Origin of the sequence: Dokdonella fugitiva (assembly GCF_014138265.1) — a bacterium.
GTDB classification, from domain to species: domain Bacteria; phylum Pseudomonadota; class Gammaproteobacteria; order Xanthomonadales; family Rhodanobacteraceae; genus Dokdonella_A; species Dokdonella_A fugitiva_A.
On sequence record NZ_JACGXL010000001.1, the window covers coordinates 493760 to 518625 of the forward strand.

General features: G+C 69.2%; 22 protein-coding genes. 9 read left to right on the forward strand and 13 right to left on the reverse strand.

From position 1 onward, the window contains the following. Nucleotides 1-12: 12 nt before the first annotated feature. The 9 genes from FHW12_RS02315 to FHW12_RS02355 all read right to left on the reverse strand — a co-directional run bounded on the left by FHW12_RS02315 (nucleotide 13) and on the right by FHW12_RS02355 (nucleotide 9961). Nucleotides 13-318 (reverse strand): integration host factor subunit beta, encoded by a 306-nt coding sequence (locus FHW12_RS02315; protein ID WP_182530113.1) that lies wholly within the window; start codon nucleotides 316-318, stop codon nucleotides 13-15. Between the two features lie 106 nt (nucleotides 319-424). Further along, complete coding sequence (gene rpsA, locus FHW12_RS02320; RefSeq protein ID WP_182529373.1) at nucleotides 425-2089, reverse strand: 30S ribosomal protein S1; 1665 nt, start codon at nucleotides 2087-2089, stop codon at nucleotides 425-427. Between the two features lie 124 nt (nucleotides 2090-2213). Then, complete coding sequence (gene cmk / locus FHW12_RS02325) at nucleotides 2214-2900, reverse strand: (d)CMP kinase (RefSeq protein ID WP_182529374.1); 687 nt, start codon at nucleotides 2898-2900, stop codon at nucleotides 2214-2216. Between the two features lie 101 nt (nucleotides 2901-3001). Beyond that, entirely contained in the window at nucleotides 3002-4309 is a 1308-nt protein-coding gene (aroA, locus tag FHW12_RS02330; protein WP_182529375.1) for a 3-phosphoshikimate 1-carboxyvinyltransferase, read from the reverse strand. Continuing rightward, nucleotides 4306-5439, reverse strand: a complete 1134-nt coding sequence (gene hisC / locus FHW12_RS02335; RefSeq protein WP_182529376.1) for a histidinol-phosphate transaminase — start codon at nucleotides 5437-5439, stop codon at nucleotides 4306-4308. The genes aroA and hisC overlap by 4 nt, the downstream gene beginning before the upstream one ends. Then, nucleotides 5436-6542, reverse strand: a complete 1107-nt coding sequence (pheA, locus tag FHW12_RS02340) for a prephenate dehydratase (protein ID WP_182529377.1) — start codon at nucleotides 6540-6542, stop codon at nucleotides 5436-5438. Before pheA ends, hisC begins: the two co-directional genes overlap by 4 nt. Before the next feature lie 4 nt (nucleotides 6543-6546). After that, nucleotides 6547-7713: a phosphoglycerate dehydrogenase gene (locus FHW12_RS02345; RefSeq protein WP_182529378.1), complete on the reverse strand. Its 1167-nt coding sequence runs from the start codon at nucleotides 7711-7713 to the stop codon at nucleotides 6547-6549. 264 nt (nucleotides 7714-7977) lie between these two features. After that, nucleotides 7978-9060: a 3-phosphoserine/phosphohydroxythreonine transaminase gene (gene serC / locus FHW12_RS02350; RefSeq protein WP_182529379.1), complete on the reverse strand. Its 1083-nt coding sequence runs from the start codon at nucleotides 9058-9060 to the stop codon at nucleotides 7978-7980. An 88-nt stretch (nucleotides 9061-9148) separates the two neighbouring features. Then, on the reverse strand, nucleotides 9149-9961 hold the full coding sequence (locus FHW12_RS02355) for an FHA domain-containing protein (protein WP_182529380.1): 813 nt from the start codon (nucleotides 9959-9961) through the stop codon (nucleotides 9149-9151). A gap of 130 nt (nucleotides 9962-10091) precedes the next feature. Here FHW12_RS02355 and FHW12_RS02360 point away from each other — a divergent pair, with 130 nt between their 5' ends. Further along, nucleotides 10092-10367 carry a polyhydroxyalkanoic acid system family protein gene (locus FHW12_RS02360; RefSeq protein ID WP_182529381.1) on the forward strand — a complete coding sequence of 92 codons (276 nt, stop codon included), beginning with the start codon at nucleotides 10092-10094 and terminating at the stop codon, nucleotides 10365-10367. Between the two features lie 136 nt (nucleotides 10368-10503). Next, nucleotides 10504-10977, forward strand: a complete 474-nt coding sequence (locus FHW12_RS02365; RefSeq protein WP_182529382.1) for a phasin family protein — start codon at nucleotides 10504-10506, stop codon at nucleotides 10975-10977. A 375-nt stretch (nucleotides 10978-11352) separates the two neighbouring features. On the opposite strand, the gene FHW12_RS02370 is transcribed toward FHW12_RS02365, so the two are convergent. Beyond that, entirely contained in the window at nucleotides 11353-13338 is a 1986-nt protein-coding gene (locus FHW12_RS02370; RefSeq protein ID WP_182529383.1) for an SDR family oxidoreductase, read from the reverse strand. Nucleotides 13339-13542: 204 nt separating this feature from the next. On the opposite strand from FHW12_RS02370, the gene FHW12_RS02375 reads away from it, so the two are divergent. The 6 genes from FHW12_RS02375 (at nucleotide 13543) to FHW12_RS02400 (ending at nucleotide 18404) form a co-directional block, all read left to right on the forward strand. Next, nucleotides 13543-13800: an acyl-CoA-binding protein gene (locus tag FHW12_RS02375; RefSeq protein ID WP_182529384.1), complete on the forward strand. Its 258-nt coding sequence runs from the start codon at nucleotides 13543-13545 to the stop codon at nucleotides 13798-13800. A 97-nt stretch (nucleotides 13801-13897) separates the two neighbouring features. Then, nucleotides 13898-14530 (forward strand): TetR/AcrR family transcriptional regulator, encoded by a 633-nt coding sequence (locus tag FHW12_RS02380; protein WP_182529385.1) that lies wholly within the window; start codon nucleotides 13898-13900, stop codon nucleotides 14528-14530. 10 nt (nucleotides 14531-14540) lie between these two features. Beyond that, a complete protein-coding gene (locus tag FHW12_RS21535; protein ID WP_182529386.1) occupies nucleotides 14541-15926 on the forward strand; it encodes an ATP-binding protein in 1386 nt (461 codons plus the stop codon). Further along, nucleotides 15923-16585, forward strand: coding sequence for a response regulator (locus FHW12_RS02390; protein WP_182529387.1), 663 nt, complete (start codon nucleotides 15923-15925; stop codon nucleotides 16583-16585). Before FHW12_RS21535 ends, FHW12_RS02390 begins: the two co-directional genes overlap by 4 nt. 100 nt (nucleotides 16586-16685) lie before the next feature. Further along, nucleotides 16686-17774: a S41 family peptidase gene (locus FHW12_RS02395; RefSeq protein WP_182529388.1), complete on the forward strand. Its 1089-nt coding sequence runs from the start codon at nucleotides 16686-16688 to the stop codon at nucleotides 17772-17774. Between the two features lie 117 nt (nucleotides 17775-17891). Next, nucleotides 17892-18404 carry a hypothetical protein gene (locus tag FHW12_RS02400; protein ID WP_182529389.1) on the forward strand — a complete coding sequence of 171 codons (513 nt, stop codon included), beginning with the start codon at nucleotides 17892-17894 and terminating at the stop codon, nucleotides 18402-18404. A gap of 54 nt (nucleotides 18405-18458) precedes the next feature. On the opposite strand, the gene FHW12_RS02405 is transcribed toward FHW12_RS02400, so the two are convergent. Further along, entirely contained in the window at nucleotides 18459-18854 is a 396-nt protein-coding gene (locus tag FHW12_RS02405) for a VOC family protein (RefSeq protein WP_182529390.1), read from the reverse strand. A 249-nt stretch (nucleotides 18855-19103) separates the two neighbouring features. Between FHW12_RS02405 and FHW12_RS02410 the strand changes: the two genes are divergently transcribed. After that, nucleotides 19104-20465 carry a hypothetical protein gene (locus tag FHW12_RS02410; protein WP_182529391.1) on the forward strand — a complete coding sequence of 454 codons (1362 nt, stop codon included), beginning with the start codon at nucleotides 19104-19106 and terminating at the stop codon, nucleotides 20463-20465. Between the two features lie 60 nt (nucleotides 20466-20525). Here FHW12_RS02410 and zipA read toward each other — a convergent pair whose 3' ends face one another. Together zipA and smc are read right to left on the reverse strand one after the other, a co-directional pair. Then, nucleotides 20526-21281: a cell division protein ZipA gene (gene zipA / locus FHW12_RS02415; RefSeq protein ID WP_182529392.1), complete on the reverse strand. Its 756-nt coding sequence runs from the start codon at nucleotides 21279-21281 to the stop codon at nucleotides 20526-20528. 35 nt (nucleotides 21282-21316) lie between these two features. Continuing rightward, complete coding sequence (smc, locus tag FHW12_RS02420) at nucleotides 21317-24817, reverse strand: chromosome segregation protein SMC (RefSeq protein WP_182529393.1); 3501 nt, start codon at nucleotides 24815-24817, stop codon at nucleotides 21317-21319. Nucleotides 24818-24866 lie beyond the last annotated feature (49 nt).

Consider the following 24866-nt stretch of genomic DNA (forward strand, 5'->3'; position numbering starts at 1 on the left):
GCACCAGCAGGGTCAGGAAGCGTCGGACGACGCGTCGCCGTTGCCGTTCACGCGCTCGCGCAATTCCTTGCCCGGCTTGAAGTGCGGCACATGCTTGCCAGGCAGCGCGACCGAGTCGCCGGTCTTCGGATTGCGGCCCATGCGCGGCGGGCGGTAGTGCAGCGAGAAGCTGCCGAAACCGCGGATCTCTATGCGTTCGCCGGTCGACAGCGAATGGCTCATCTGCTCCAGCACGCTCTTGACGGCGAGTTCGACGTCATTGGCGGCGAGATGCTTCTGACGCTGTGCAAGGGCCTCGATCAGCTCGGACTTGGTCATCGCGGTTTTCGAAAATGGAGATTGCCGGTCCAAAAAAACGCGCACCGTCGCCGGTGCGCGCATGCAGCGGAGCGGCGCGCGGTGGACCCGCGCGCCGCGTGAAGCATCAACGGTTCAGCTGTTCCTTGAGCAGCGCGCCGAGCTTGGTCGTGCCGCCGGTCGCACTCTGGTATTCCTCCAGCGTGCTGGCGAGCTCGTCCTCGTCCTTCGCGCGGATCGACAGCTGCAGGCTGCGGCCCTTGCGGTCCATGCCCACGAACTTCGCTTCGACCTTGTCGCCGACCTTGAGGTACTGCGTGGCGTCGTCGACGCGTTCCTTGGCGATGTCGTTCGCGCGCAGGTAGCCCTCGATGCCTTCGCCGATGTCGATCGTCGCACCCTTGGCGTCCACTTCGCGCACGGTGCCGGTGAGGATGCTGCCGCGCGGATGCGACGCCATGAACTGGCCGAACGGATCCTGCTCGAGCTGCTTGATGCCGAGCGAGATGCGCTCGCGCTCCGGATCGACCGCGAGCACGACCGCCTCGATCTCGTCGCCCTTCTTGAAGTTGCGGACGAGGTCTTCGCCGGTGGTCTGCCACGAGATGTCGGACAGGTGCACGAGGCCGTCGATGCCGCCGTCCAGGCCGACGAAGATGCCGAAGTCGGTGATCGACTTGATCGTGCCGGTGACCTTGTCGTTCTTCTTGTGGATCGCGGCGAACGCTTCCCACGGGTTGGCGCGGGTCTGCTTCATGCCGAGCGAGATGCGGCGACGTTCTTCATCCACGTCGAGAACCATGACCTCGACTTCGTCGCCGACCTGGACGACCTTGGCCGGGTTGACGTTCTTGTTGGTCCAGTCCATCTCGGACACGTGAACGAGGCCTTCCACGCCCGGCTCCAGCTCGACGAAGCAGCCGTAGTCGGTGACATTGGAGACCTTGCCGAACAGGCGCGTGCCGGTCGGATAGCGACGCGAGATCGCGACCCACGGATCCTCGCCGAGCTGCTTGAGGCCGAGCGAGACGCGGTTGCGCTCGCGATCGAACTTGAGCACGCGCACTTCGAGCTCGTCGCCGACATTGACGACTTCGCTCGGATGGCGAACGCGCTTCCACGCCATGTCGGTGATGTGCAGCAGGCCGTCGATGCCGCCGAGGTCGACGAACGCACCGTAATCGGTGAGGTTCTTGACCACGCCCTTGACGACGGCGCCTTCGGTCAGCTTGTCGAGCAGCTGCTCGCGCTCGGCGCTGAACTCGCTCTCGACGACGGCGCGGCGCGAAACGACCACGTTGTTGCGCTTGCGGTCGAGCTTGATGATCTTGAACTCGAGTTCCTTGCCCTCGAGGTACGACGGGTCGCGCACCGGGCGCACGTCGACCAGCGAGCCCGGCAGGAATGCGCGGACGTCCTTGATGTCGACGGTGAAGCCCCCCTTGACCTTGCCGGAGATGCGGCCGGTGATGGCGGCATTGGCGGTCTGTGCTTCCTCGAGCTCGTCCCACACCAGCGAACGCTTGGCCTTCTCGCGCGAGAGCATCGTCTCGCCGAAGCCGTTCTCGATCGCGTCGAGGGCGACCTTGACGTCGTCGCCGACATGGATTTCGAGCTCACCCCGCTCGTTCTTGAACTGTTCGATCGGGATGATGCCCTCGGACTTGAGGCCGGCGTTCACGACGACGACGTCGGAACGGATCTCGACCACGGTACCGGTGACGATCGCGCCGGAGCGCAGCTTGGCGAGCGATTGGCTCTGCTCGAACAGTTCAGCGAAACTTTCAGTCATGTTGATTCCAGTGGGAACAGGCCGCCGCCCGGACCGGGTCGACAACCCACCTTCAGAAGGTGCGTTAGACGCCGCACCGTTGCGTTTGCCGGCACACGCCGGCGTTTTCCCCTCGCGCGATGGCTCAGCCGGGTCGCACCACCGCGAGCACGCGCGCGATCACCTGATCGATCGGAATCGCCGTGCTGTCGATGACCACTGCCCCTGCCGCCGGCTTCAGCGGCGCCACCTTGCGGGTCGCGTCGCGTTCGTCGCGGGCTTCGATCTCGCGCAAAAGGGACGAGAGTGTAACAGTCAACCCCTTTTCCTTCAACTGCTTATAGCGCCTCCTTGCGCGCTCCTCCGCACTCGCGGTGAGGAAGATCTTGTGCTCGGCGTCGCTGAAGACCACGGTGCCCATGTCCCGCCCGTCGGCGACCAGCCCGGGCGACCGGCGGAACGCGCGCTGCTTGTCGAACAAGGCGGCCCGCACGGCGGGAATCGCGGCGATCGCCGAGGCGGCCGCCCCGCAGGTTTCCGTGCGCAGTTCGTCGGTCGCGTCGTGGCCGTTGACGACGACCCGGGTTTCGCCGCCGTCCTTCGGGTCGCGGAACACGATTTTCGTGGTTTCCGCGCAACGGGTGACCGCGGCAGCGTCGGACAGGTCGATCCCGGCCATGCCCGCCGCGTAGCCGACCGCGCGGTAGATCGCGCCCGAATCGAGCAGGTGCCAGCCGAGCGCGTCGGCGACCGCGCGGCTGATCGTGCCCTTGCCGGAGCCGGAAGGCCCGTCGATCGTGAGCACGGGGACGGGCTTGTCGGGCTTGGTCATGGCGGCTCGGCTAGGCGAAAGGCGGCAATTCTATGTTGAGAACCGCCCGAACCGTGATCCCCATCGCAGACCGGACGGACCGGCGCGGCGCCGCCGCGCGTTCAGGTTTCGGCGAGGGCGAGGCCGATGCCGCGGGCGAGCGCCGGAAACCCGGGGAACGAGGTCGCCACGTTGGCGCAGTCGTCGATGCGCACGGGCGCCCGCGCGACCGCGCCGGCGACCGCGAAGCTCATCGCGATACGGTGGTCGCCCGCGCTGTCGACCTCGCCGCCATCGAGGCGTCCCCCGGCGATCGTGGCGCCGTCCGGCGTCTCGTCGATGGTGATGCCGAGGCGCCGCAGGCCTTCGGCCATGACCGCGATGCGATCGGACTCCTTGACCCGCAGTTCGGCCGCGCCGCGCACGCGCGTCGTGCCGTCGGCGACCGCCGCGGCGGCGAACAGCGCGGGGAACTCGTCGATCATGTCCGGCACGAGGTCGAGCGGCACGTCGATGCCGCGCAGGCGGGCGTGGCGCACCTCGAGATCGGCGACGGTTTCGCCGCCCTGCTCGCGCGCGGCGTGCTCGCGGATGTCCGCCCCCATCAGCCGCAAGGCCTGCAGCAGGCCGGTGCGCCGCGGGTTGAGGCCGACCGCGCGCAGCAGAACGCGCGAACCCGGCACGATGCTCGCCGCGACGAGGAAGAACGCGGCAGAGGAAAAGTCCGCCGGCACGACCACGTCGGTCGCGCGCAGGCGATGCCCGCCGGCGAGGCGCGCCCTGCCCGGCTCGAACGCGATCGGCCAGCCGAACGCGGCGAGCATGCGCTCGGTGTAGTCGCGCGTCGGGTGCGCTTCGCGCACTTCGGTTTCGCCCTCGGCATAGAGGCCGGCGAGCAGCACCGCCGATTTCACCTGCGCACTCGCGACGGGCGTCGCGTACGCGATGCCACGCAGCCGGCTGCCACCGGTGATGCGCAGCGGCGGCAGCCCGCCGTCGCGTGTGTCGATGCGCGCACCCATCGCGGCCAGCGGCTCGGTCACGCGGCCCATCGGCCGGCGCGACAGCGATTCGTCGCCGACGAGGGTCGACGCGAACGCCTGTCCGGCGAGTACGCCGCAGAGCAGGCGCATGCCAGTGCCTGAATTGCCGCAGTCGAGCGGCCGCGCTGCTTCGCGCAGGCCGTCCAGGCCGACGCCGTGCACGACGCGGCGCGACGCGTTCGGCGTCTCGATGCGCACGCCGAGGTCGGCGAAGATGCGCGCGGTCGCGCGCGTGTCCTCGCCTTCGAGGAACCCTTCCACCTGCGAAGTCCCGTCGGCGAGCGCGGCGAGCATGATCGCGCGGTGCGAGATCGACTTGTCGCCGGGGACGACGATTTCGCCGGCGAGCGCCGACGCCGGCCCGGTGGTCCAGGTGTGTCCGCTCACGGCAGCGCGTCCAGCAGGCGCTGGTTCTCCGCGCGGCTGCCGATGCTGATGCGCACGGTATGGCCGAGGCCGTAGCCGCCCATCGGACGCACGATCACGCCGCACTCGAACAGGTGGCGCTCGAACGAGGCCGCGTCGCACGCGAGATCGACGAGCAGGAAGTTCGTCTGCGACGGCAGTACCGCATAGCCGCGCGCCGCGAGGCCGTCGCGCAGCCAGGCCCGCTCGTCGCGGTTGAACGCGCGCACGGACGCGAGATGCGTGCCGTCGGCGAGCGCGGCGGCGGCGCCGGCGAGCGCGACGTGGTTGACGTTGAACGATTCGCGCAGGCGTTCGAGCACGGCGACGACGCTCGCGTGCGCGACGAGGTAGCCGACGCGCAGGCCGGCGAGCGCGTACGCCTTCGAGAACGTGCGCGTGACGACGAGGTTCGGATGGCGCTCGGCGAAGCGCAGCGCGGTGCCGAGGCCGGGTGCATCGACGTACTCATGGTAGGCCTCGTCGACGACGACGAGTACGTCGCCTGGCACGCGCGCGAGGAAGCGCGCGAGCGCATCGTCGTCGAACCACGTGCCGGTCGGATTGTTCGGATTGGCGAGATAGACGATGCGCGTGTCGCCCTGCACCGCCGCGGCGAGCGCGTCGAGATCGTGGCCGAACGGCGCCGAGGCATGGTCGCGCGGCAACGCGGGCACGCGGATCGGCTGAGCACCGGCAGCCGCGGTCGCGATCGGGAACACGGCGAAGCCGTACTGCGAGAACACGATCGAATGGGCCGGGTCGGCGAAGCATTGCGCGAGCAACATGAGCAGTTCGTGCGAGCCGTTGCCGAGCGCGATGCGGTCGGCGCCGACGCCGAGCCGCCGTGCGAGCGCGTTCTTCAGTGCCGCACCGCGCGGATCCGGATAGCGCCAGCTCTCGGCGAGCGCGGCGCGCATCGCCTCGAGTGCGAGCGGGCTCGGCCCGAGCGGATTCTCGTTCGAGCCGAGTTCGGCGATGGCCGCGCCGAAGCGCTGCCGCAGCGCCGGCAGGTCGTGACCGGGGTCGTACGCACGCAACGCCGCCGTGGCCGGATTGGCGAGCCGGCTGGCGTCGAACGACGCGCCGTCGCGCCGGGGTTCGGCGCTCACGGCACCGCCACCGGGTAGGATCCGAGCACCTTCACCTGCGCGGCGTGCTCTTCGAGTTCGTGCAACGCGGCCTTCATCGCATCGTCCTCGACGTGGCCGGCGAGGTCGATGAAGAAGCCGTATTCCCACTTCGCCTGGTGCGACGGCCGCGACTCGATGCGGTTCATGCTGATGCCGTGCCGCGCGAACGGACTCAGCACGTTGAACAGCGCGCCGGGCTGGTCCTTGATGAAGACGAGCACGGACGTGCGGTCGTGGCCCGAGCTCGGGAAGACCTGCCGGCCGAGCACGAGGAAGCGCGTCGTGTTGTCCGCGTGGTCCTCGATCGACTTCATGATGACCTTCTTGAGGCCGTAGACGTGGCCGGCCGATTCGCCGCCGATCGCCGCGGCGTCGTCCGCGTTGCGTGCGCGGCGCGCGCCTTCGGCATTGCTCGACACCGGGATCTTCTCGACCTTGGGCAGGTTCGAGCGCAGCCAGCCGGCCGTCTGCGCGAACGACTGCGGGTGCGCGTAGATGCGCTCGATGTCCTCGATGCGACCCGAGCGCGACAGCAGGAACTGGTGCACGCGCAGTTCCACTTCGCCGCAGATCTTGAGGTTCGAGGTGAGGAACATGTCGAGCGTGACCTGGATCGTGCCCTGCCCGGAATTCTCGACCGGAACGACGCCGAAGTCGGCGTTGCCCGCTTCGACTTCCTGGAACACCTCCTCGATGCTCGCCATCGGCAGGCCGTGCGCGGAACGGCCGAAATGCTTGTGCACCGCCTGTTGGCTGAACGTGCCCTCGGGACCGAGGTAGCCGACCTTCAGCGGCTCCTGCTGGGCGAGGCAGGCCGACATGATCTCGCGGAACAGGTGCACGAGCACTTCGTCGCTGAGCGGCCCCTCGTTGCGGTCGACCACCATGCGCAGCACCTGCGCTTCGCGCTCCGGCCGGTAATAGTCGACCGCCGCCGCGAGCTTGCCCTTCGCCTTGCCGACCTGGTGCGCGAAATTCGCGCGCTCGGCGATCAGCGCCTGGATCTGGCGGTCGATGCCGTCGATGCGCGCGCGCACCTCGGCGAGATTGGGTGCGGGGGGCGTCGCGGCGTCGTCGCTCATGGCTTCAGTTTCCGATCACGCGTACGGACAGGATGCCGTCGATCGAGGCGATCGCGGCGACCAGCGACTCCGGTACCGGCGAGTCGACGTCGATGAGGCTGTAGGCGAGCTCGCCGCGCGACGCGTTGTGCATCTGCGCGATGTTCACGCCGGCTTCGCCGAGCACGTGCGACAGCTGGCCGATCATGTTCGGGCGGTTGCTGTTGGCGATGCAGATGCGCGCGCTGCCCGTGCGCGCCATGCGCGTCTCCGGGAAGTTGACCGAGTTGCGCACGTTGCCGTGCTCGAGGAAGTCGCGCAGCTGGTCGACCACCATGAGCGCGCAGTTCTCCTCCGCCTCTCCGGTCGAGGCGCCGAGGTGCGGCAACGCGATCACGCGCGGATCGCCGAGCAGGTCCGCCTCGGGGAAATCCGACACATAGCGGCCGATGCGGCCGTCGGCGAGGCCCTTGCGCAACGCGGCGGCGTCGACGATGCCTTCACGCGCGAAGTTGAGCAGAACGATGCCCGGGCGCACGCTCTCGAGCGCCTGCGCGCCGAACGCACCGCGCGTCTTGTCGTTGAGCGGCACGTGGAACGTGAGGTAATCCGACGCCGCGAACAACTCGGCGAGCGAACCGGCTTTCGCGACTTCGGCCGACAGCTGCCATGCGCCGTCGACGGTCATGTGCGGATCGAAACCGATCACGCGCATGCCGAGCGCGTACGCCGCGTTGGCGACCTTCACGCCGATCGCGCCGAGGCCGACCACGCCGAGCGTCTTGCCGGCGAGCTCGGTACCGACGAAACGCTTCTTCTCCGCCTCGACCTTGTGGTGGAGGTCACCCGACGCGTCGAGGTCACGCACGAAGCCGAGCGCGTCGGCGATGTTGCGCGCCGCGAGCAGCATGCCGGCGACGACCAGTTCCTTCACCGCATTCGCATTCGCGCCCGGCGCGTTGAACACCGGCACGCCGCGCGCGGACAGATCCGTGACCGGGATGTTGTTGGTGCCTGCACCCGCGCGCGCGATCGCCTTCACGCTCGCCGCGATCGGCGCCTTGTGCATGTCGGCCGAGCGCACGAGCACCGCGTCGGGCGCCGCGACTTCGTTGGCGACGCTGTAGAGGTTCGCCGGCAGACGATCGAGGCCGTTGCGCGAAATGTTGTTGAGCGTCTGGATCTTGAACACGTTCGATCAGGCCTCTGGGCGAATGTACGGTGAAGGAAAAGATTGAAACACGAAGGAAACGAAGGACACGAAGGAAGCAGGCTGGCGAACGAGAAGCGAAAGATTGAAACACGGAGCACGCGGAGCACACGGAGAAAGCAAGAGCATGGGCATTCACCGGGACAGCGTCCCTGCGTGGGCTCCGTGTGCTCCGTGTCTCAGGCTTTTCTGAACTCCTCTTCCTTCGTGTCCTTCGTGTTTCAGGCTTGGCTTCGTGGCGTGACGTCACCCGTTGCGCGCAGCGAAGTCCTTCATGAAGTCGACGAGTGCCTGCACACCTTCGAGCGGCATCGCGTTGTAGATCGACGCGCGCATGCCACCGACCGCGCGATGGCCCTTGAGCGCGAGCAGGCCGGCCGCTTCCGACTGCTTGAGGAACGCGGCGTCGAGTTCCTCGCGCGGCAGCGTGAACGGGACGTTCATCCACGAGCGCGCCGACTTCTCGACCGGATTGCGGTAGTAACCCGAGCGGTCGATGTAGCCGTACAGGAGCTCGGCCTTGGCGCGATTGCGCGCGGCCATCGCGGCGACGCCGCCCTGCGCCTTCACCCACTTGAACACGAGGCCGGCGAGGTACCAGCCCCAGGTGTTCGGCGTGTTGAGCATCGAGCCCTGCGCGGCGTGCTCGGCGTAGTTGAAGATCTTCGGGATGTCCTTCGGGCAGCGCTCGAGCAGGTCGTCGCGCACGACCATGACGACGAGCCCTGACGGCCCGATGTTCTTCTGCGCACCGGCATAGAGCAGCGCGTACTTGGACACGTCGAACGGCCGCGACAGGATCGTCGAGGAGACGTCGCCGATCAGCGGAGCGCCGCCGACGTCGGGGATGTCGTGGAATTCGACGCCGCGGATCGTCTCGTTGGGCGTCACGTGCACGTACGCAGCCGAGGCGTCGAGGTTCCATTCCGCGCGCGCGGGGATGCGGTCGTAGTTGCTGTCGGCGGAACTCGCGGCGATGCGCACCTGCGCGAGCGGCTTGGCTTCCTTCGCCGCCTTCTCGCTCCAGTCGCCAGTGAGCACGTAATCGACCGCCTGATCGCGGCGCGCGAAGTTGAGCGGGATCTGCGCGAAATGCTGCGTCGCACCGCCCTGCAGGAACAGGACCTTGTAGTTCGACGGCACCGCGAGCAGGTCGCGCAGGTCCTGTTCGGCCTGCTCGGCGAGCGCGATGAAGTCCTTGCCGCGGTGGCTGATCTCCATGACCGACGCGCGCGCACCGCTCCACTCGAGCAGTTCCGCCTGAGCTTGGCGCAACACGTCTTCGGGCAGCACGGCGGGGCCCGCGCTGAAGTTGTATCCGCGACTCACGTAACTCTCCTGACGCCGAACCGGGAGAGCATTCCTACCGCATTATGCGGCGCCGCAGCAAGCCCCTCGCAGGCCTTATGCGAATTGATCAGATGCCGCGGTGGATGAGCAGCACGAGCAGGACGGCAATCAGCGCGGCGGCACCGATCAACCACCAGATGCCGCCGTGGGCGGAAACCACCTCGCCGTCGGCCGCGGGCGTCCCGGCGTCGCCGGCCGCGGCGTCGACGTCGCCGAACGGATCGGTCGCGCCGCCGCGTGCCGGCAGGCCCGGCGCCTCGACGACGAAATGGCTGTGCTCGAACGCGAGCTGGTCGCCGGCGTGGATCGCGGCGTTGTGCACGCGGATGCCGTTGACGAGCGTTCCGTCGCCGGAATCGAGATTGCGCAGCCAGAGGCGATCGCCCTCGAGTTCGACCACCGCATGGCGCGACGCGACGCGCGACTCGTCGAGGACGAGGTCGCAACCCGCACCCGTGCCGACGACGAGACGCTGGTTGACCGCGATCGCCTTGCCGAAATGGCGCCCGGAAACACCGCGCAGGACGACCCGCGCGGGTTGCGTCGGTGCCGCGGCCGCGGCGCGCACGGGCGGCAGCGTCGCGGCGCCGATCGCATCGGGCTCGGCGCGCAGCACGATCACGGTGCTGCCGAGGCAGACCGTGTCGCCGCAGCGGAGCAGCGCCTTCTCACGCACGGGCCGACCGTTGACGTGCGTGCGTGCGGTCGGGTCCATCACCTCGAGCACGATGCCGCGCGCGTCGAGGGCGAGCCGCGCATGCCAGGGCGCGACGTCCTTGCCCGCGAGCACGACCCCGTTGCCTCCCGCGCTGCCGAGGTTGACGACACCGCCATCCATGCTGAAGTCGGCGCGCTCGCCGCTCGCAAAACTGAGTCGCATCGCATTGATTCACTGGCCTATTCGGAACTCTAGCACAAGGCCCGCTGGACCTCGTCCACGGCGGCCGTCCCCATCCGCGCAGCGCATCGGGCATCATGTGCGCCCCGCCCCACCGGAGCACGAGGCACGCATGGCCGTCATCGACATCAGGCGCTCGCACACGAAGCCGCTCAAGACCGCGAAGGCCGCCGTCGAACGCGTCGCCAAGTCGATCGCGAAGGAATACGGCATCGAGCATCACTGGGACGGCGACAAGCTGCTGTTCGATCGCAGCGGCGTGAAGGGACACATCGCGGTCGGCAAGGCCGACCTGCACGTGCGCGTCGAACTCGGTTTCCTCATGAGCGCGATGAAGCCGATGATCGAGCGCGAGATCGAACGCAAGCTCGACGAGCAACTCGCTTGAGGCCGCCGTTCGTGCCGCAAGGCGCGAGTCATTCGACGACACTCGGCGGACGGGCACGCCTAGTGTGTCTGCTCTAGGCGAAGCCGAAAAGATCGCGCCACTCGCGGCGGACGCCGCATCCAGTGGAGACGCGACGATGGCCAAGCCCAAACTGAAAGCCCGCAGCAAGTCAGCTCCAGAAGCCGTGAAGGACGCGCGCGGCATCAGCAAGACCGTGATGGATTCGGCCCAGCAGATCTGGCTCGCCGGCCTCGGCGCATTCGCCAAGGCGCAGGAGGAAGGCAGCAAGCTGTTCGAGGCGCTGGTCAAGGAAGGCACCGCGCTCGACGCGAAGACGCGCAAGTTCACCGAAGCCAGGATGAACGAGGCGCGCGGCAACGTCGAGACGACGCTCGGCCAGGTGCGCGAGCGCAGCCAGGAAACCTGGGACAAGCTCGAGAAGGTGTTCGAGGACCGCGTCTCGAAGGCGCTCGGCCGCCTCGGCATTCCGGGCCAGACCGAACTCAAGGCGCTCAACGCGCGCGTCGACGACCTCTCGCGCGAGGTGAAGAAGCTCGGCGGCAAGCCGGCGGCGACGAAGCGTCCGGCGGCGAAACGCGCGGCGAAGTGACGCCACGCGGATTCCAGCGGTGATTCACGGGAGCGGGCTTCGGCCCGCTCCTTCGTTGAGGGCCGGCGAATACGACACCGCGCGCGGAGGATCGGCCGTCGTCATTCCGCCCAAGCGGGAATCGATGTCCACCGGCACGTCGAAACGTCACGAATGCCTGCTTCGCGGGCATGACGATGCGGCAGCAGTGAATCCGGGCGCAGTCGTTGCGACGCTTGCCGCTCACGTCGCTGGCTCGCCGGAACGGTGCAAGCGATGCCGGGGTTACGCGAGCCTTCGCCAGCAGCCGTGCATGGCCCACTGCCGCTCGCCATCCATGGCTCGCCGGAAACTCCTGCGCACGTTGCCTCAGAGCCGCGTGCAAGCGCATGAATTCTACCAATGCACCCCGCGCATGAGCGCGGCGAACGCGATCTGTTCGCTGGTCGGCTCGGATTCCGAGCGTCCCTTCATGCCCTTCGACGCCTGCGAGTCGGGGAACAGGCGGAACGCGGTGTTCATGACGATCTCGTAGACGCGCGGCGCGAGCGCGTAGAACACCTGCGCGAACGTGCCGAGGCGCGTCGCGATGCGCACCGGACGCTCGACGATCGCTTCGATGACGATGTCCGCGGCTTCGTCGGGCGTCAGCGTCGGCACCGACTCGTACATCTTCGTCGGCGCGATCATCGGCGTCTTCACCAACGGCATGTTGATCGTCGTGAAGCTGACGCCGTTGTCTGAATACTCCGCCTGCGCGCAGCGCGAGAACGCGTCGAGCGCGGCTTTCGAGGCGACGTAGGCCGAGAAGCGCGGCGAGTTGGTCAGCACGCCGATCGACGAGATGTTGATGATGTGCCCGCGGTGGCGTTCGGCCATGCCGGGCAGGAAGCCCATGATCAGGCGCAGCGCGCCGAAGTAGTTGAGCTGCATCGTGCGCTCGAAATCGTGGAAGCGGTCGTAGCTCGCGCTGATCGCGCGGCGGATCGAGCGGCCCGCGTTGTTGACGAGGACGTCGACCGCGCCGTGGTCCTTGAGCACCTGGGCGACGAACGCGTCGCACGAAGCCATGTCCGACAGGTCGACCTGGTAGGTGTGGCAGGCTCCACCCGCCGCTTCGACCTCCTGCTTCGTCTCGGCGAGCTCGTCCGCGCCGCGTGCGCAGATGACGAGCTTGGCGCCGGCGGCGGCGACCTTGAGCGCGGCGGCCTTGCCGATGCCCGACGAGCCTCCCGTGACGACGACCACGCGCCCCTTGACCTTGCCACCGAGCGAATGGTCGACGAAGAGATCGGGGTCGAGGTGGCGTTCCCAGTAGTCCCACAGGCGCCAGGCGTAGTCGTCGAGCTTCGGCAAGCGGATCTTCGTGCCCTTCAGCGCGCGCTCGGTTTCGCGGCAGTCGAAGCGCGTCGGGTAGTTGATGAACTTCATCACCGACGCGGGGATGCCGAGATCGCGCAGTAGCACGTTCACGACGCGGCGCACGGGCGGCAGGCTGCCGATCGCCGCTCGCACGCTGCCGGGGATGAAGCCGAACATGCGCGCGTCGAGGCGCATCGTCATCTGTGGCGCATGGCCTGCGCGCGCGAACAGGTTGAGCACCTCGCCGATGCGCCGCGGCGCGGGATCGGTCAGGTGGAACGTGTGGCCGTCGAGCGCGGGCTTGTGCGCGATGTGGTCCATCGCCGCGGCGACCCAGTCGACCGGCACGAGATTGAGGCGCCCACCCTCGAGGCCGATCGTCGGCATCCACGGCGGCAACGTCTGACGCATCTTCTTGATGAGCCGAAAGAAGTAGTACGGGCCGTCGATCTTGTCGATCACGCCGGTGCGCGAATCGCCGATCACGATGCCGGGGCGGTAGATGCGGTACGGCCGTGCGTAGTACTTGCGCACGAGCCCCTCGGAATCGTGCTTGGTGCGGAAGTACGGGTGGTCCAGTTCCTCCGCCTCGTCGAACATGTCCTCGCGGAACACGCCCGGGTAGAGGCCCGCGGCGGCGATCGAACTCACGTGGTGGAAGCAGCCGGCCTTGACCGCCTCGGCGAACTCGAGCGCATGGCGCGTGCCTTCGACGTTCGCGACCACCTGGCTCTGCTCGTCGGCGGCAAGGTCGTACAACGCGGCGAGGTGGAAGAAGTGCTTGATCTTGCCGCCGAGCTCCTTCTGCGCGGTCGGCGCGACGCCGAGCTTCGGCTTGGCGAGATCGCCGACCACGGCCACGAGGCGCTTTTCGTCGGCGCCGAGTTCCTCGCGCAGCGCCTTGAACTTCGCCAGTGACTCCTTGCGCACGAGGCAATGGATCGTGCCCTGGCGCTCGAGCAGGCGCTCGAGCAGGTGTCGCCCGATGAATCCGGTTGCACCGGTCACGAAATAGGTCATCGCCGCCGCTCCCCTGCCAGATCGATCGTCGCTCAAGCATAGCCTCGCACGATCGCCGATGGCTACGCGGGCGTGCACGGCATGACGCTCGCGCCGGCATGTTGCGATGCAATCGCCGCCGATCTTCGCGTCGCGCGATTGACCGCGCGCGGGGGCGCTGATGTAAGCTCGTGCTCCAGCCGACGCCCAGCGACCGGAACAGCCATGGCAGACATCAAAGCTCGCTTCGAAAAAGCCGCCGAAGACGTCAAGAAACTGTCCGAGCGGCCCGACAACGACACGCTGCTGAAGCTCTACGCGCTGTACAAGCAGGGCTCGGACGGCGACGTGTCCGGTCCGAAGCCGGGCTTCTTCGATTTCGTCGGCACCGCCAAGTACGAGGCCTGGGCGAAGCTCAAGGGCACCAAGCCCGAAGAGGCGCAGCAGAAGTACATCGACCTCGTGAAGAAGCTCGGCGGCTGACGCGAGCACCGCTTCGCCGCCGATGGCGGCTCCCTTCCGTTCCCGCGCGATGCGCCATCGATCACCGGCGCCTGCGCCGCGCGCAACCGCGACCCCCATGGCACGCCAGACCCGCGAGCGCATCCTCGAAACCAGCCTCGCGATGTTCAACGCGCAGGGCGAACCGAACGTCACGACGAACCACATCGCGGACGAGATCGGCATCAGCCCCGGCAACCTCTACTACCACTTCCGCAGCAAGGACGACATCGTCGAGCACCTGTTCGCGCGCTACGAGGCGCGCGTCGGCGAGGCGCTCGCCCTGCCCGACGGCCGCGCGCCGAACCTCGAGGACATCTGGCTGCAGTTGCACCTCGTGTTCGAGTCGCTGTGGAACTACCGCTTCCTCTACCGCGACCTCGTCGACATCCTCGCCCGCAACCGCAAGCTCAAGCTGCGCTTCGCGCGCATCATGAACCGCGCCGCCTCGAGCGCGACGGACCTGCTGCGCGGCCTCGTGCGCGCCGGCGTCATGCGCGCGAGCGCGGACGAGATTCACGCGCTCGCCGAGAACATCCTGCTCGTGGCGACGTTCTGGATGAGCTTCGATGCCGTGCGCGGCGGCAAGCACGAGGCGGGTGAAGTCGACCTCAGCCGCGGCATCCATCGCGTGATGATGCTGATCGCGCCGTTCCTGCGCGATGCCGAGCGTTACCACCTCAACACGCTCGCCGCGACCTACGTGCGCTGAACACCGGGCCGTGAAGCTCACGATCGGCTACCGCCTGTTCCTCGCGATCGCGGCGTCGATGGCCGTGCTCGCCGGCATCGGGCTCGGCGTAGTGCGCTGGCGCCTGTTCGCGGGGCCCGCGGCGGGTCCCCAAGCGATCGAGTCGACGGACGCCCTCGCAGCGTCCCTCGCCGCGCAGCATGCGTTGCATCGCGACTGGTCGTTCCTGCCGGCGGAACCCGGCGCGCGAACGGGCTGGTTGCGCGACGAATGGAAACGCGTCGCCGACCCCGCCGCCACGGCGGTACCGCTTCAGGATCGACGAATCGGCCTGCTCGACCAGGATGGCCACTACCTCGCCGGCGTCGTCGCGAGCCGGTTCCTGGTCGCATTCGCCTCGATCGACACCGTGCGCCGCGCCATCGAGCACGATGGCCGCACGGTCGGCTACCTCGTGCTCGCCACGCCGCAGGGAGCGGACGATGCGCTGGCGGTCGCGTTCCTGCTCGACCAGCAGGCGAACCTCGCGCTCACCGCGTTCGCGGCGATCGGGCTCGGCATGCTGGTCGCGGCCCTGCTCGCGGCGCACGTGCGCCGGCCGATACGCCGCCTCCTCGAGGCCACGCGCGCGATCGAAGGCGGACAGCTCGACCGCCGCGTGTCGCTGCGCCGAAGCGACGAACTCGGCGAACTGGCAGCCGCGTTCGACCACCTCGCGGCGAAGCTCGCCGACGCCGAAGCGTCGCGCCGGCAATGGGTGGCCGACACCTCGCACGAACTGCGCACGCCGCTGGCCGTCCTGCAAGGCCAGCTCGAGGCGCTTCAGGACGGCGTGCGCGTCCCGACCGCGGACAACGTCGCGCTCATGCTGCGCCACGTTCGCACGCTCGACGGGCTGGTCGACACGCTGTACCAGCTCGCGCGCGCCGACGTCGGGCGCATGGAGTTCGACCTGCGCGCCTGCGACGCCTGGCAGATCGCGTGCGAATCGATGCAGGCATGCGCCGACCGGTTCGTCGCAGCCGGCCTCGAGGCGCGTTCGGCCGCAGCGCCGGTGCGGGCGATCGTCGAAGGCGATGCGGAACGCCTGCGCGGCGTCTTCGCGAACCTGTTCGAGAACGCGCTGCGCTACACCGATCGCGGCGGCCGCGTGGAATTGTCCGGAACGGTCGTCGACGGCCATCTGCAGGTAAGCATCGACGATTCGCCCCCCACGGTTCCCGCCGCGCTGCTCGCGCGCCTCGGCGAACGCTTCTTCCGCGTCGATCCGTCGCGCAGCCGTCGATCGGGCGGCAGCGGCCTCGGCCTTGCGCTGGCTCGCGCGATCGTCGAGGCACACCGCGGCCACCTCGCGTTCGCCGCCTCGCCGCTCGGTGGCTTGCGCGCGACGATCGTGCTTCCGCTGGCGTCGCCATGAGCGCCGCGATCCTCATCGTCGAGGACGAGCAGGACCTCGCGTCGATCATCGCGGACTACGTCACCGCCGCCGGATATCGCGCCGACGTCGTCGCCGACGGCCACGCCGCGCTCGCCCGCATCCGTCGCGACTCACCCGACCTCGTCGTGCTCGACCTCATGCTGCCCGGCACGGACGGACTCGCCGTCTGCCGCGAAGTCCGCACGTTCTCCGACATCCCGGTGATCATGGTCACCGCGAAGGTCGAGGAGATCGATCGGCTGCTCGGCCTCGAAACCGGCGCGGACGACTACCTGTGCAAGCCGTTCAGCCCGCGCGAGCTGGTCGCGCGCATCAAGGCGATCCTTCGCCGCAGCGGGAAACCCGTGGAGGCGCCGCCGCTGGTGCGCATCGACGATGCATCGCGCACGGTCTTCGTGCGCGCGCGCGCGCTCGCCCTGACCGCGACCGAGTACGCGCTGTTCGTCGCGATGGCGCGACGCCCCGGCGTGATCTTCTCGCGCGCGCAACTGCTCGATCTCGCGCGACGCGACAGCTACGACGTGACCGACCGCGCGATCGACACGCACATCAAGAACCTGCGCCGCAAGGTCGCGGCCGTCGCGCCCGTCGATCTCATCCATTCCGTCTACGGCGTCGGCTACCGCGTCGAGCCGTAGCACCTCGTAGGCGAGCCGCGCGGCCCGCCCCCACAATGTCCTCACAGTGTTGTCGCAGCCTGCTCGGGTCGGATGCCGACATTGCAGACATGAGGACTCCATGCAACGCAAGCACATCATCGCCGCGACGCTCGCGCTCGCGGTCACCGCGGCGCTCGGCGTCGTGGCCTTCGTCGGCGCCGGCATGGGCCGGCACGGGCCGCCGCAGAAGGACCGCGCGATCGACGCGGGCGAGCGCGCGGCGCTCGTCGAGAACGCGATCGCCTTGCTCGACCGCTCTTACGTATACCCGGAAAAAGCCGCTGCGCTCGCCGTTTCGCTGCGCGCGCAACTGCACGAAGGCGCCTTCGATTCGATCGACAGCGCCGAGGCGTTCGCCGACGCGTTGACCGACGCGCTCCAGCACGACACGCAGGACCGCCACCTCGAGGTGCGATACTTCGAACAGAGCGTGCCCGACCGCCCCGCCGGCGAGGACGAATCGGCGGAGGACCAGGCGGCCGAGTTCCTGCAGCAGCAGCGCCTCAATTTCGGCTTCGCGGAAGTGCGTCGCCTGCACGGCAACATCGGCTATCTCGACATCCACCAGTTCGGCCGGCCGCAGGGCAGCGCCGAGCGGATCGCCGCGGCGATGACCCTGCTCGCCGACACGAGCGCGTTGATCATCGACCTGCGCAAATGCGGCGGCGGCGATCCGGACAGCGTGAAGCTCGTCGCGAGCTACCTCGTCGACCATCGCACGCACCTCAACGACATCTATTGGCGCGAGGAGAACCGCACCGAGGAACGCTGGACCCAGGATGACGTACCGGGCCGGAAATACGGCTCCGCGCGTCCGCTCTACGTGCTGACCAGCGGCGACACGTTCTCCGGCGGCGAGGATTTCGCCTACGCGCTGAAGAACGCGGGCCGCGCGATCCTCGTCGGCGAAACCACCGGCGGCGGCGCGCACCCGGGCAACCCGCGACGGCTCGCCGAGCACTTCATGATGTTCGTGCCGTCGGGTCGGCCGATCAGCCCGGTCACGCACACCGACTGGGAAGGCGTCGGCGTCACGCCGGACATCGCGGTCCGCGCGGGCAAGGCACTCGACATCGCGCAGATCGCGGTGCTGAAGCAGCTGATCGCGACGGAAGCGGATGAGGAATGGAAGGGGCGCCTGCAGGAGACGCTCGCAGAGCTCGAGTGAGCGCGCACAGCCGGCGCGACGAATCGGCCGCTCGATCTTCACATCGGCCGGCGTCAACGCAAGGCACGCGAGTGCGTTCCGCTTTCGAACGTCCATTGCCGCGAACGAGGCCGAACGATGCGAACCCTGCCGTCGACGACGATGACCGTCATCCTCGCACTCTGCCTCGCCGGCACCGACGCAGGCGCCCAGGGTTTTCCCGGCGGTGGCCGTGCAGGCGGTCGCGGCATGGGCGGCGCCCACGGCACGCACGCGCCCGCGGGCACGCCGCCTTCGGCGGCCCGGCAGGCCGCGGACCCGCTCGTCGTGTTCCTGCAAGGCCTCGGCGCGCTGCGCATCGACCTGCTCGTGCGTGCCGAGCAGGTCGATGCCTGGAGCGCGATGCACGATGCGCTGATCGTCGTCGCCGACGTCGAGCGCGACGCAGCCGCGTCGCGACCGGTCGCAAACGACGCTTCGCTGCAGCTGGATGCGTTCGTCGACGGCCTGCGCCGCCGCGCGGACGCGGCGAAGGCGGCCGGCGAGCGGATCAAGGCGGTGATCGGCCTGCTCGACGAGCGGCAGAAACCCGCGTTCCTTGCCCGTCTCGCCGACGCGATCGGCGCCAGCGAATCGCCTCCGACACCGTGAGCATCGGGCGACCGCGCCGTCGCCGGCACGGTCGCCACCGATGCCCGATGGTGCCTATTGCGGCGACGCGGCCGCGTGGATCGGCTCGCCGACGTCGATGCGATTGCCATCGGGATCGGCGAACACGAAACAGCGCAGGCCGAAGTCGGCGTCGCGGATCGCCTTGACGATGCGCACGTTGAGCGCTTCGAGATGCGCGTACAGCGCGGCGGCGTCGTCGACGAGGAGATGGGCGACGTTGAGTGTGCTGCCCTCGTGGCCGCGCTTGAGCGTGAGGTGCAGTTCCGCGCGGTCCTTCTCCAGGATAACGAAGCCGGCAGGACTGCCGTTCTCGAACGTCTTGGTGAACCCGAACACGCTGCAGTAGAAGTCGACGGCCTTGCCGATGTCGCTGACCGGGACCGTGGGCGCCATCCGCCCGAAGCGGACGGTCGAAGCATCACTCGTCATCGGCGCTCTCCGGAACGAAGCGCGTGGGGACGATCGAGGCGGTGCCCGAGGCGTCGACGCGCTTCAGTGGCGGAGCGGTGTCCGCAACGGGTGGAGTGTAGCAGCGGGCAGCGTCTGCCCGTCGTCGTCGCTCCGTCGCGGATTCGCGCCGGCTCGTCGCATCCTCGGCCGCGGACGCGATGGCAAATCCCGCGCGGCGCCGATGGCGTCCGTGAAGCGGGCCGCCGGCCCGCGACTTCCGGAGACGCCATGACCTGTTCCGCCACGCTTCGTCGACGCGCGACGCGATTCGCCCTGCTCCTCACGCTCGCGTTCGATGCGAGCCAGGCCACCACGCTCACCGTGACCAACACGAACGACTCGTGCACGTCGTGGCTGCTCGGCGGGCGCTGCCTGCGTTCCGCGATCGCCTACGCCAACCTGTTCGACGACACCGACCGGATCGAGTTCGCGATCCCGGGCAACCCCGAGCATTTCCAGCGCATCCTGCTGCAGTCGGGCCTGTCGATCACCGAGCCGCTCGAGATCGATGGTTACACGCAGCCGGGCGCATCGCCGAACACCGCGACGGACGGCATGAACGCGAAGGTCCGCATCGTCGTCGACGCGCTCGCGACGAGTGGCGCGGCCTTCGAGATCGCCGACACGACGGACCTGCGCGGCCTCGCGATCATCAACAGCGGCGGCCCGGGCGTGTACATCCGCGCGTGGGCGCCGGAGACGCGCGTGCGCGGCAACTACATCGGCACCGAAGCCACCGGCTTCGCCGCGGGCAACCGCGGCGGCGGCGTCATCGCCGACGGCGACTTCTGCGTGATCGGTGGTTCCGACGCCGGCGACCGCAACCTCATCTCGGCCAACCGGTCGTTCGGCATCCGCTCGACCGGACCGCGCAACGTCGTCATCGGCAACCTCATCGGCACCGATCCGTTCGGCAGTCCCGTGCTCGGCAACGACGTCGGCGTGGTCGTCACCGCGGGTCCGACGCGCGTCGGCGACTTCGGCGTGCCGCTGCCGAACGTGATCGCCGGCAACCGCTGCGACGGCGTGCGCGTCGCCGGTACCGACGTCGAAGACGTCTGGGTCGGCTCGCTGCTGTACGCGAACGCCGCGGACGGCGCGGACTGCCGCAGCATCGCGCTCGGCGGCAGCACCTACGTCAACGATGTGGACGATCTCGACGACGGCGCGAACGGCGCGCTCAACCATCCGGAGATCTCGTCGGTGCGCGAATCCGGCGGCGACCTCGTCGTCGAGGGGCGCATCAACTCCGCTGCGAGCACCGAGTACCACGTCCAGCTGTTCGCCGATTTCAGCGCGGGCGCCTGCGCGGATGCCGGCGCCCCGGGCGAAGGCGAGGCGGCGATGGCCGAGTTCACGGTCGCCACGCCGGCCGGCAGTGGCGTGCGCACCTTCACCTGGCGCGCTCCGTTCGCCGGCCTCGGCATCCGCGCGGTGGCCGCGACGGCGAGCGTCGGCGCGGCTGAAGTCGCGGCGTTCTCGACTTCGCCGTTCAGTCCGTGCGTGCTCGTCGCAACGGATGACGGCATCTTCCTCGACGGCTTCGAGCCAGCGACGAAGCTCGCTGCAGGGACGGTCGTCCTGCACTGACCGGAGGCACCGGCGGCGTATCGGGTGATCCGCCGCCGGTGGGAACGCATGAGCGTGCGCCTAGCGGCCGGGGCGTATCTGCTGCCGTTCCTGCTGGCGGTCCCACGCGCGCAGTTCGTCGCGGATGTGCGCGATGCGCTGGCGACCGAGCGCGTTGCGGCCTTCGTCGAGCACTTGCGCGTCGAGCAGTTCGGCGAGCCGCTGCGCGGTCGGCAGCAGCATTTCCCATGCGTCGAGCGCGGGCAGAGGGCCCGGCAAGGTCATGAACAGCGTGACGCCGGGCGTCTGCACGTCGTCGAGCTGGGCCATGTCGAAATGACCGGGCTTGACCATGTTCGCCATGCTGAACACCGGGCCGTCCGCCTTCTTGCCGAGCACGAGGCGGTGGAAGATCCCCATGTCGCCGAATTCGAGGCCGGCCTTTTCGGCGGCGACGACGATGTCGGGGCCGGCGAGCGGTTCACCCGCGCGCGATGCGACGAACAGGGTGACGATGCGTTCGATCGCCCGGTCGGGGCGCGCGCCGACGCTCGGGCGCGGCGATGCGGGACGCGCGGCCTCCGCCTCGCGGCCGGCCACGCTGGCACCGAGCCGCTCGAGTTCGCCGGCGAGCGAGACGTCGAGTTCACCCTGCGCCGGCGTCGCGTCCGGATCGCCGAACGTCGGCTCGACGCGCTCGTTGTCCAAACCCGAACGCCGCGGGGGCCGCCGCTCGCCCTGCTCGGGCTTCTTCGGCCTGCCGAACAGGTAGATCAGCAACAGCACGATCGCGCCGAGGACGATCAGCGGTATGCCGACGCTCGCGTTCCATTCCATGATGCTCGCCTCCGCCGTGGAACCGGGCGGCCCGCTCAGGCCGCGCCCGCGAGTTTAGCCGCTTCGGCGAGGTCGACCTGCACCAGGCGCGACACGCCCGGTTCGCGCATCGTCACGCCGCAGAGCTGCTTCGCCGCTTCCATCGTCGCCTTGTTGTGGGTGACGAAGATGAACTGCACCTGTTCGCTCATCTCCGAGACGAGCGACGAGAAGCGTCCGACGTTCGCCTCGTCGAGTGGCGCGTCGACCTCGTCGAGCAGGCAGAACGGCGCGGGGTTGAGGCGGAAGATCGCGAACACGAGCGCGACCGCGGTCATCGCCTTCTCGCCGCCGGAGAGCAGCGAGATCGAACTCACTCGCTTGCCCGGCGGGCGCGCCATGATCGCGACGCCGGTCGACAGCAGGTCCTCGCCGGTGAGCTCGAGGTAGGCGTGGCCGCCGCCGAACAGGCGCGGGAACAGCTCCTGCACACCCGTGTTGACGCGGTCGAAGGTTTCCTTGAAGCGCGCGCGCGTCTCCTTGTCGATCTTGCGGATCGCGCCTTCGAGCGTCTCGAGCGCGGTGCCGAGGTCGGTGAGCTGCGCGTCGAGGTAAGTCTTTCGCTGCGACTGCTCCTCGTACTCCTGGATCGCGGCAAGGTTGACCGGCTCGAGGCGGCGGATCTTCTGGTCGAGTTCGCCGAGGTCGGCCTGCCACTGCCCCGCGTCCGCCTCGCCCGGCAAGGTCGCGATCAGCGCCTCGTAGTCGAAGCCCGCTTCCGCGATCGCGCCGGCGAGCGCCTGCGCACGCAGGCGGTGCTCCTGTTCGCGCAGGCGCAGCTGCGCGACTTCCTCGCGCTGCTCGGCGAGCCCGGCCTCGAAGCGGTGCCGCTCCTGCTCGAGGCGACGCAACTCGGCTTCCTGCTCCTGCTGCGCCTGGCGCGCCTCGACCATCTGGCGGTCGACGAGCAGGCGCTGGTTGAGGCAGGTCTGGCGTTCGTCTTCGAGGCCCGCGAGCGGATCGTTGCTCGAGGCGAGCTGCGCGGCGATCTCGCCGCGGCGCGCGTCGAGTTGCGCGAGCTGGCCGTGCATGCGCTGCAGCGACTGCTCGAGCGCACCCGCGGCGGTGCGCCGCGACTCGGTCGACAGCGCCGCCTGGTGCGCGGCGTCGCGCGCCTCGCGCGCGTTCATGCGCGCCTCTTCGCGCGCCTCGAGCAGCTTGCGCCGCTCGCCATCGAGCGCCTGGCGGCGCTGCTCGAGGTCGCCCATGTGGCCGACCGCGGTCTCCAGGCGGCCGCGCGCCTCGCGCGCCTGCTCGCGATCGGCGTCGAGCTTGGCGACGACGTCCTCGAGTTCGCGCGCGACGCGGTTGAGGCGCTCCTGCGCGCTGTCGATGCGGCCGCGTTGGCTCTGCAGCTGGCCGCCGACTTCGGCGAGGCGGCGGTGCGAGGTGTACAGCTCGCGCTGCGCGTCCTCGCGCGCGCGCTCGGCGTCGATGCGCTCGAGCTTGCCGCGCTCGAGCGCATCGGCGTGCGCGTCGATCTCGGATTCGAGCGCGGCGATGCGTTCGCCGAGTTCGCGGATCTCGCGCTCGCGCGCGAGCACGCCGACCTGCGCGCCGGAGCCGCGCTGCACGCGCACCGTGCCGTGGCCGAACCACTCGCCTTCGGCGGTGACGATCGACTCGCCCGCGGCGAGCGTGGGCGCGTGCGTGCGCGCTTCGCCGAGCGAAGCCGCCGTGCGCACGCGCGCGAGCACCGCGCACGCGGCGGCCGGGCCGCGCACGTGCGCCGCGAGCGTTCCGGCCGCACCGCTCGCGCCGTCCTCGCGTGCGCCGATCAGCGCGACGTCGGCGTCGCGCAGCGCGGCGAGTTCATCGGCGAACGCGGCCGGCTCGTCCACGAGCACGGCTTCGAGCCAGCCGTCGAGCACGGTCTCGACCGCGCGCTCCCAGCCGGCGTCGACCTGCAGCGCCTCGCCGAGTCGACGTGCCTGGCCGAGGCCGAGGCCGTCGAGCCAGGTCTTCGCGGCGCCGCCCTCGCCGAGCGCGGCGTGCTGCAGCGTTTCGAGCGAACCGAGGCGGCCGCGCAGCTTCTCGAGCTCACCGCGCTTGCCGCTGAGCATCGCCTGCGTCGTGCGTTCGAGTTCGAGCGCGGCCTCGGCGGCGTGGCGGCGCTCGTCGAGGGCGGCCGTGTGCGCTTCGACGTGCTCGCGCAGCGCCGCGTGCTCGGTGTCGAGCGCTTCGAGCGCCTGGCCGAGTTCGTCGATGTTCGCCGCGGCCCGCTCGGCTTCGAGCGCACCGCGGCGCTGGTCGGCGGCGAGGCACTGCTTGTCGAGGTAGTCGAGGCGCGTGCGCTCGACTTCGGCCGCCTGCCCCGCCTGCGAGGTCGCGAGCGTGTGCTGGTCCCACTGCGTCTGCCATTCGGACAGCTGCAGCTCGCTCGTGCGCAGCGCCTCGGCCGCGGCCTCGTCGGCCTCGCGCAGGGTTTCGAGCTGCGGCGCGGCGTCGGCGAGCAACGCGCCGAGTTCCTCGAAGCGCTGGCGGTCGGTCTCGATGTGTTCGGCGAGTTCGGCGTGCGCGCGTTCGGTCTCGTGGCGCGCGCGGTCGAGCTGTTCGGCGAGCTGCTTGCTGTGCTGGATCTGCTGCTCGACGCGCGCGATCTCCGCGCCGACCTTGTACACCTCGCCCTGCACCGCGTTCATGTGCTCGACCGCGGCGGCATGCTTCTCGCGCCCGGTCTCGAGCGCGGCTTCGGTGTGGCGCTGCTCGGCGAGCTGCTGTTCGATCGCGAGCTCGGCCTTGCGCAGCGCGCCCGACTGGCCGTCGACTTCGGCCTGCGCCGAGCGCAGCGAAAGCGCCTTGACCTCGGCTTCCTTCTTCTTCTGCTCTTCCTTGAGCTGCTGCCAGCGCTCGGCGGTCTTGGCCTGGCGCTTGAGGTGCTCGAGCTGCTTGTCGACCTCGTCGCGCACGTCGCGCACGCGGTCGAGGTTCTCGCGCGTCGCCTTGATGCGGTTCTCGGTTTCCTTGCGGCGCTCCTTGTACTTGGAGATGCCCGCCGCTTCCTCGAGGTGGTTGCGCAACTGCTCGGGATCGGACTCGACGATGTCCGAGATCATGCCCTGCTCGATGATCGAATAGCTGCGCGGACCGAGCCCGGTGCCGAGGAACAGGTCGGTGATGTCGCGCCGGCGGCAGCGCACGCCGTTGAGGAAATACTGCGACTGGCCGTCGCGGCTGACCAGGCGCTTGACCGAGATCTCGTTGTAGCTCGCGTACTCGCCGACGATGAGGCCGTCGGAGTTGTCGAACAGCAGCTCGACCATCGCGCTGCCGACCGGCTTGCGCCCGTTCGAGCCGGAGAAGATCACGTCGGTGAGCGCGTCGCCGCGCAGGCGGCTCGCCGCGCTCTCGCCCATGACCCAGCGGATCGCGTCGATGATGTTGGACTTGCCGCAGCCGTTCGGACCGACGACACCGGTCATGTTGGTCGGCAGGTGCAAGGTGGTCGGGTCGACGAACGACTTGAATCCGGCCAGTTTGATCGTAGTCAGACGCATCTAGCGGTTACCTCGGGAATCCATGACGCGAGCTCCCCGCTCGCGGACG

Coding starts and splice junctions, on each gene's coding strand:
- FHW12_RS02315 (WP_182530113.1), bottom strand. CDS start 318: ATGACCAAGTCCGAGCTGATCGAGGCCCTTGCACAGCGTCAGAAGCAT.
- rpsA (WP_182529373.1), bottom strand. CDS start 2,089: ATGACTGAAAGTTTCGCTGAACTGTTCGAGCAGAGCCAATCGCTCGCC.
- cmk (WP_182529374.1), bottom strand. CDS start 2,900: ATGACCAAGCCCGACAAGCCCGTCCCCGTGCTCACGATCGACGGGCCT.
- pheA (WP_182529377.1), bottom strand. CDS start 6,542: ATGAGCGACGACGCCGCGACGCCCCCCGCACCCAATCTCGCCGAGGTG.
- FHW12_RS02355 (WP_182529380.1), bottom strand. CDS start 9,961: ATGCGACTCAGTTTTGCGAGCGGCGAGCGCGCCGACTTCAGCATGGAT.
- FHW12_RS02360 (WP_182529381.1), top strand. CDS start 10,092: ATGGCCGTCATCGACATCAGGCGCTCGCACACGAAGCCGCTCAAGACC.
- FHW12_RS02365 (WP_182529382.1), top strand. CDS start 10,504: ATGGCCAAGCCCAAACTGAAAGCCCGCAGCAAGTCAGCTCCAGAAGCC.
- FHW12_RS02370 (WP_182529383.1), bottom strand. CDS start 13,338: ATGACCTATTTCGTGACCGGTGCAACCGGATTCATCGGGCGACACCTG.
- FHW12_RS02375 (WP_182529384.1), top strand. CDS start 13,543: ATGGCAGACATCAAAGCTCGCTTCGAAAAAGCCGCCGAAGACGTCAAG.
- FHW12_RS02380 (WP_182529385.1), top strand. CDS start 13,898: ATGGCACGCCAGACCCGCGAGCGCATCCTCGAAACCAGCCTCGCGATG.
- FHW12_RS02390 (WP_182529387.1), top strand. CDS start 15,923: ATGAGCGCCGCGATCCTCATCGTCGAGGACGAGCAGGACCTCGCGTCG.
- FHW12_RS02395 (WP_182529388.1), top strand. CDS start 16,686: ATGCAACGCAAGCACATCATCGCCGCGACGCTCGCGCTCGCGGTCACC.
- FHW12_RS02400 (WP_182529389.1), top strand. CDS start 17,892: ATGCGAACCCTGCCGTCGACGACGATGACCGTCATCCTCGCACTCTGC.
- FHW12_RS02405 (WP_182529390.1), bottom strand. CDS start 18,854: ATGACGAGTGATGCTTCGACCGTCCGCTTCGGGCGGATGGCGCCCACG.
- FHW12_RS02410 (WP_182529391.1), top strand. CDS start 19,104: ATGACCTGTTCCGCCACGCTTCGTCGACGCGCGACGCGATTCGCCCTG.
- zipA (WP_182529392.1), bottom strand. CDS start 21,281: ATGGAATGGAACGCGAGCGTCGGCATACCGCTGATCGTCCTCGGCGCG.
- smc (WP_182529393.1), bottom strand. CDS start 24,817: ATGCGTCTGACTACGATCAAACTGGCCGGATTCAAGTCGTTCGTCGAC.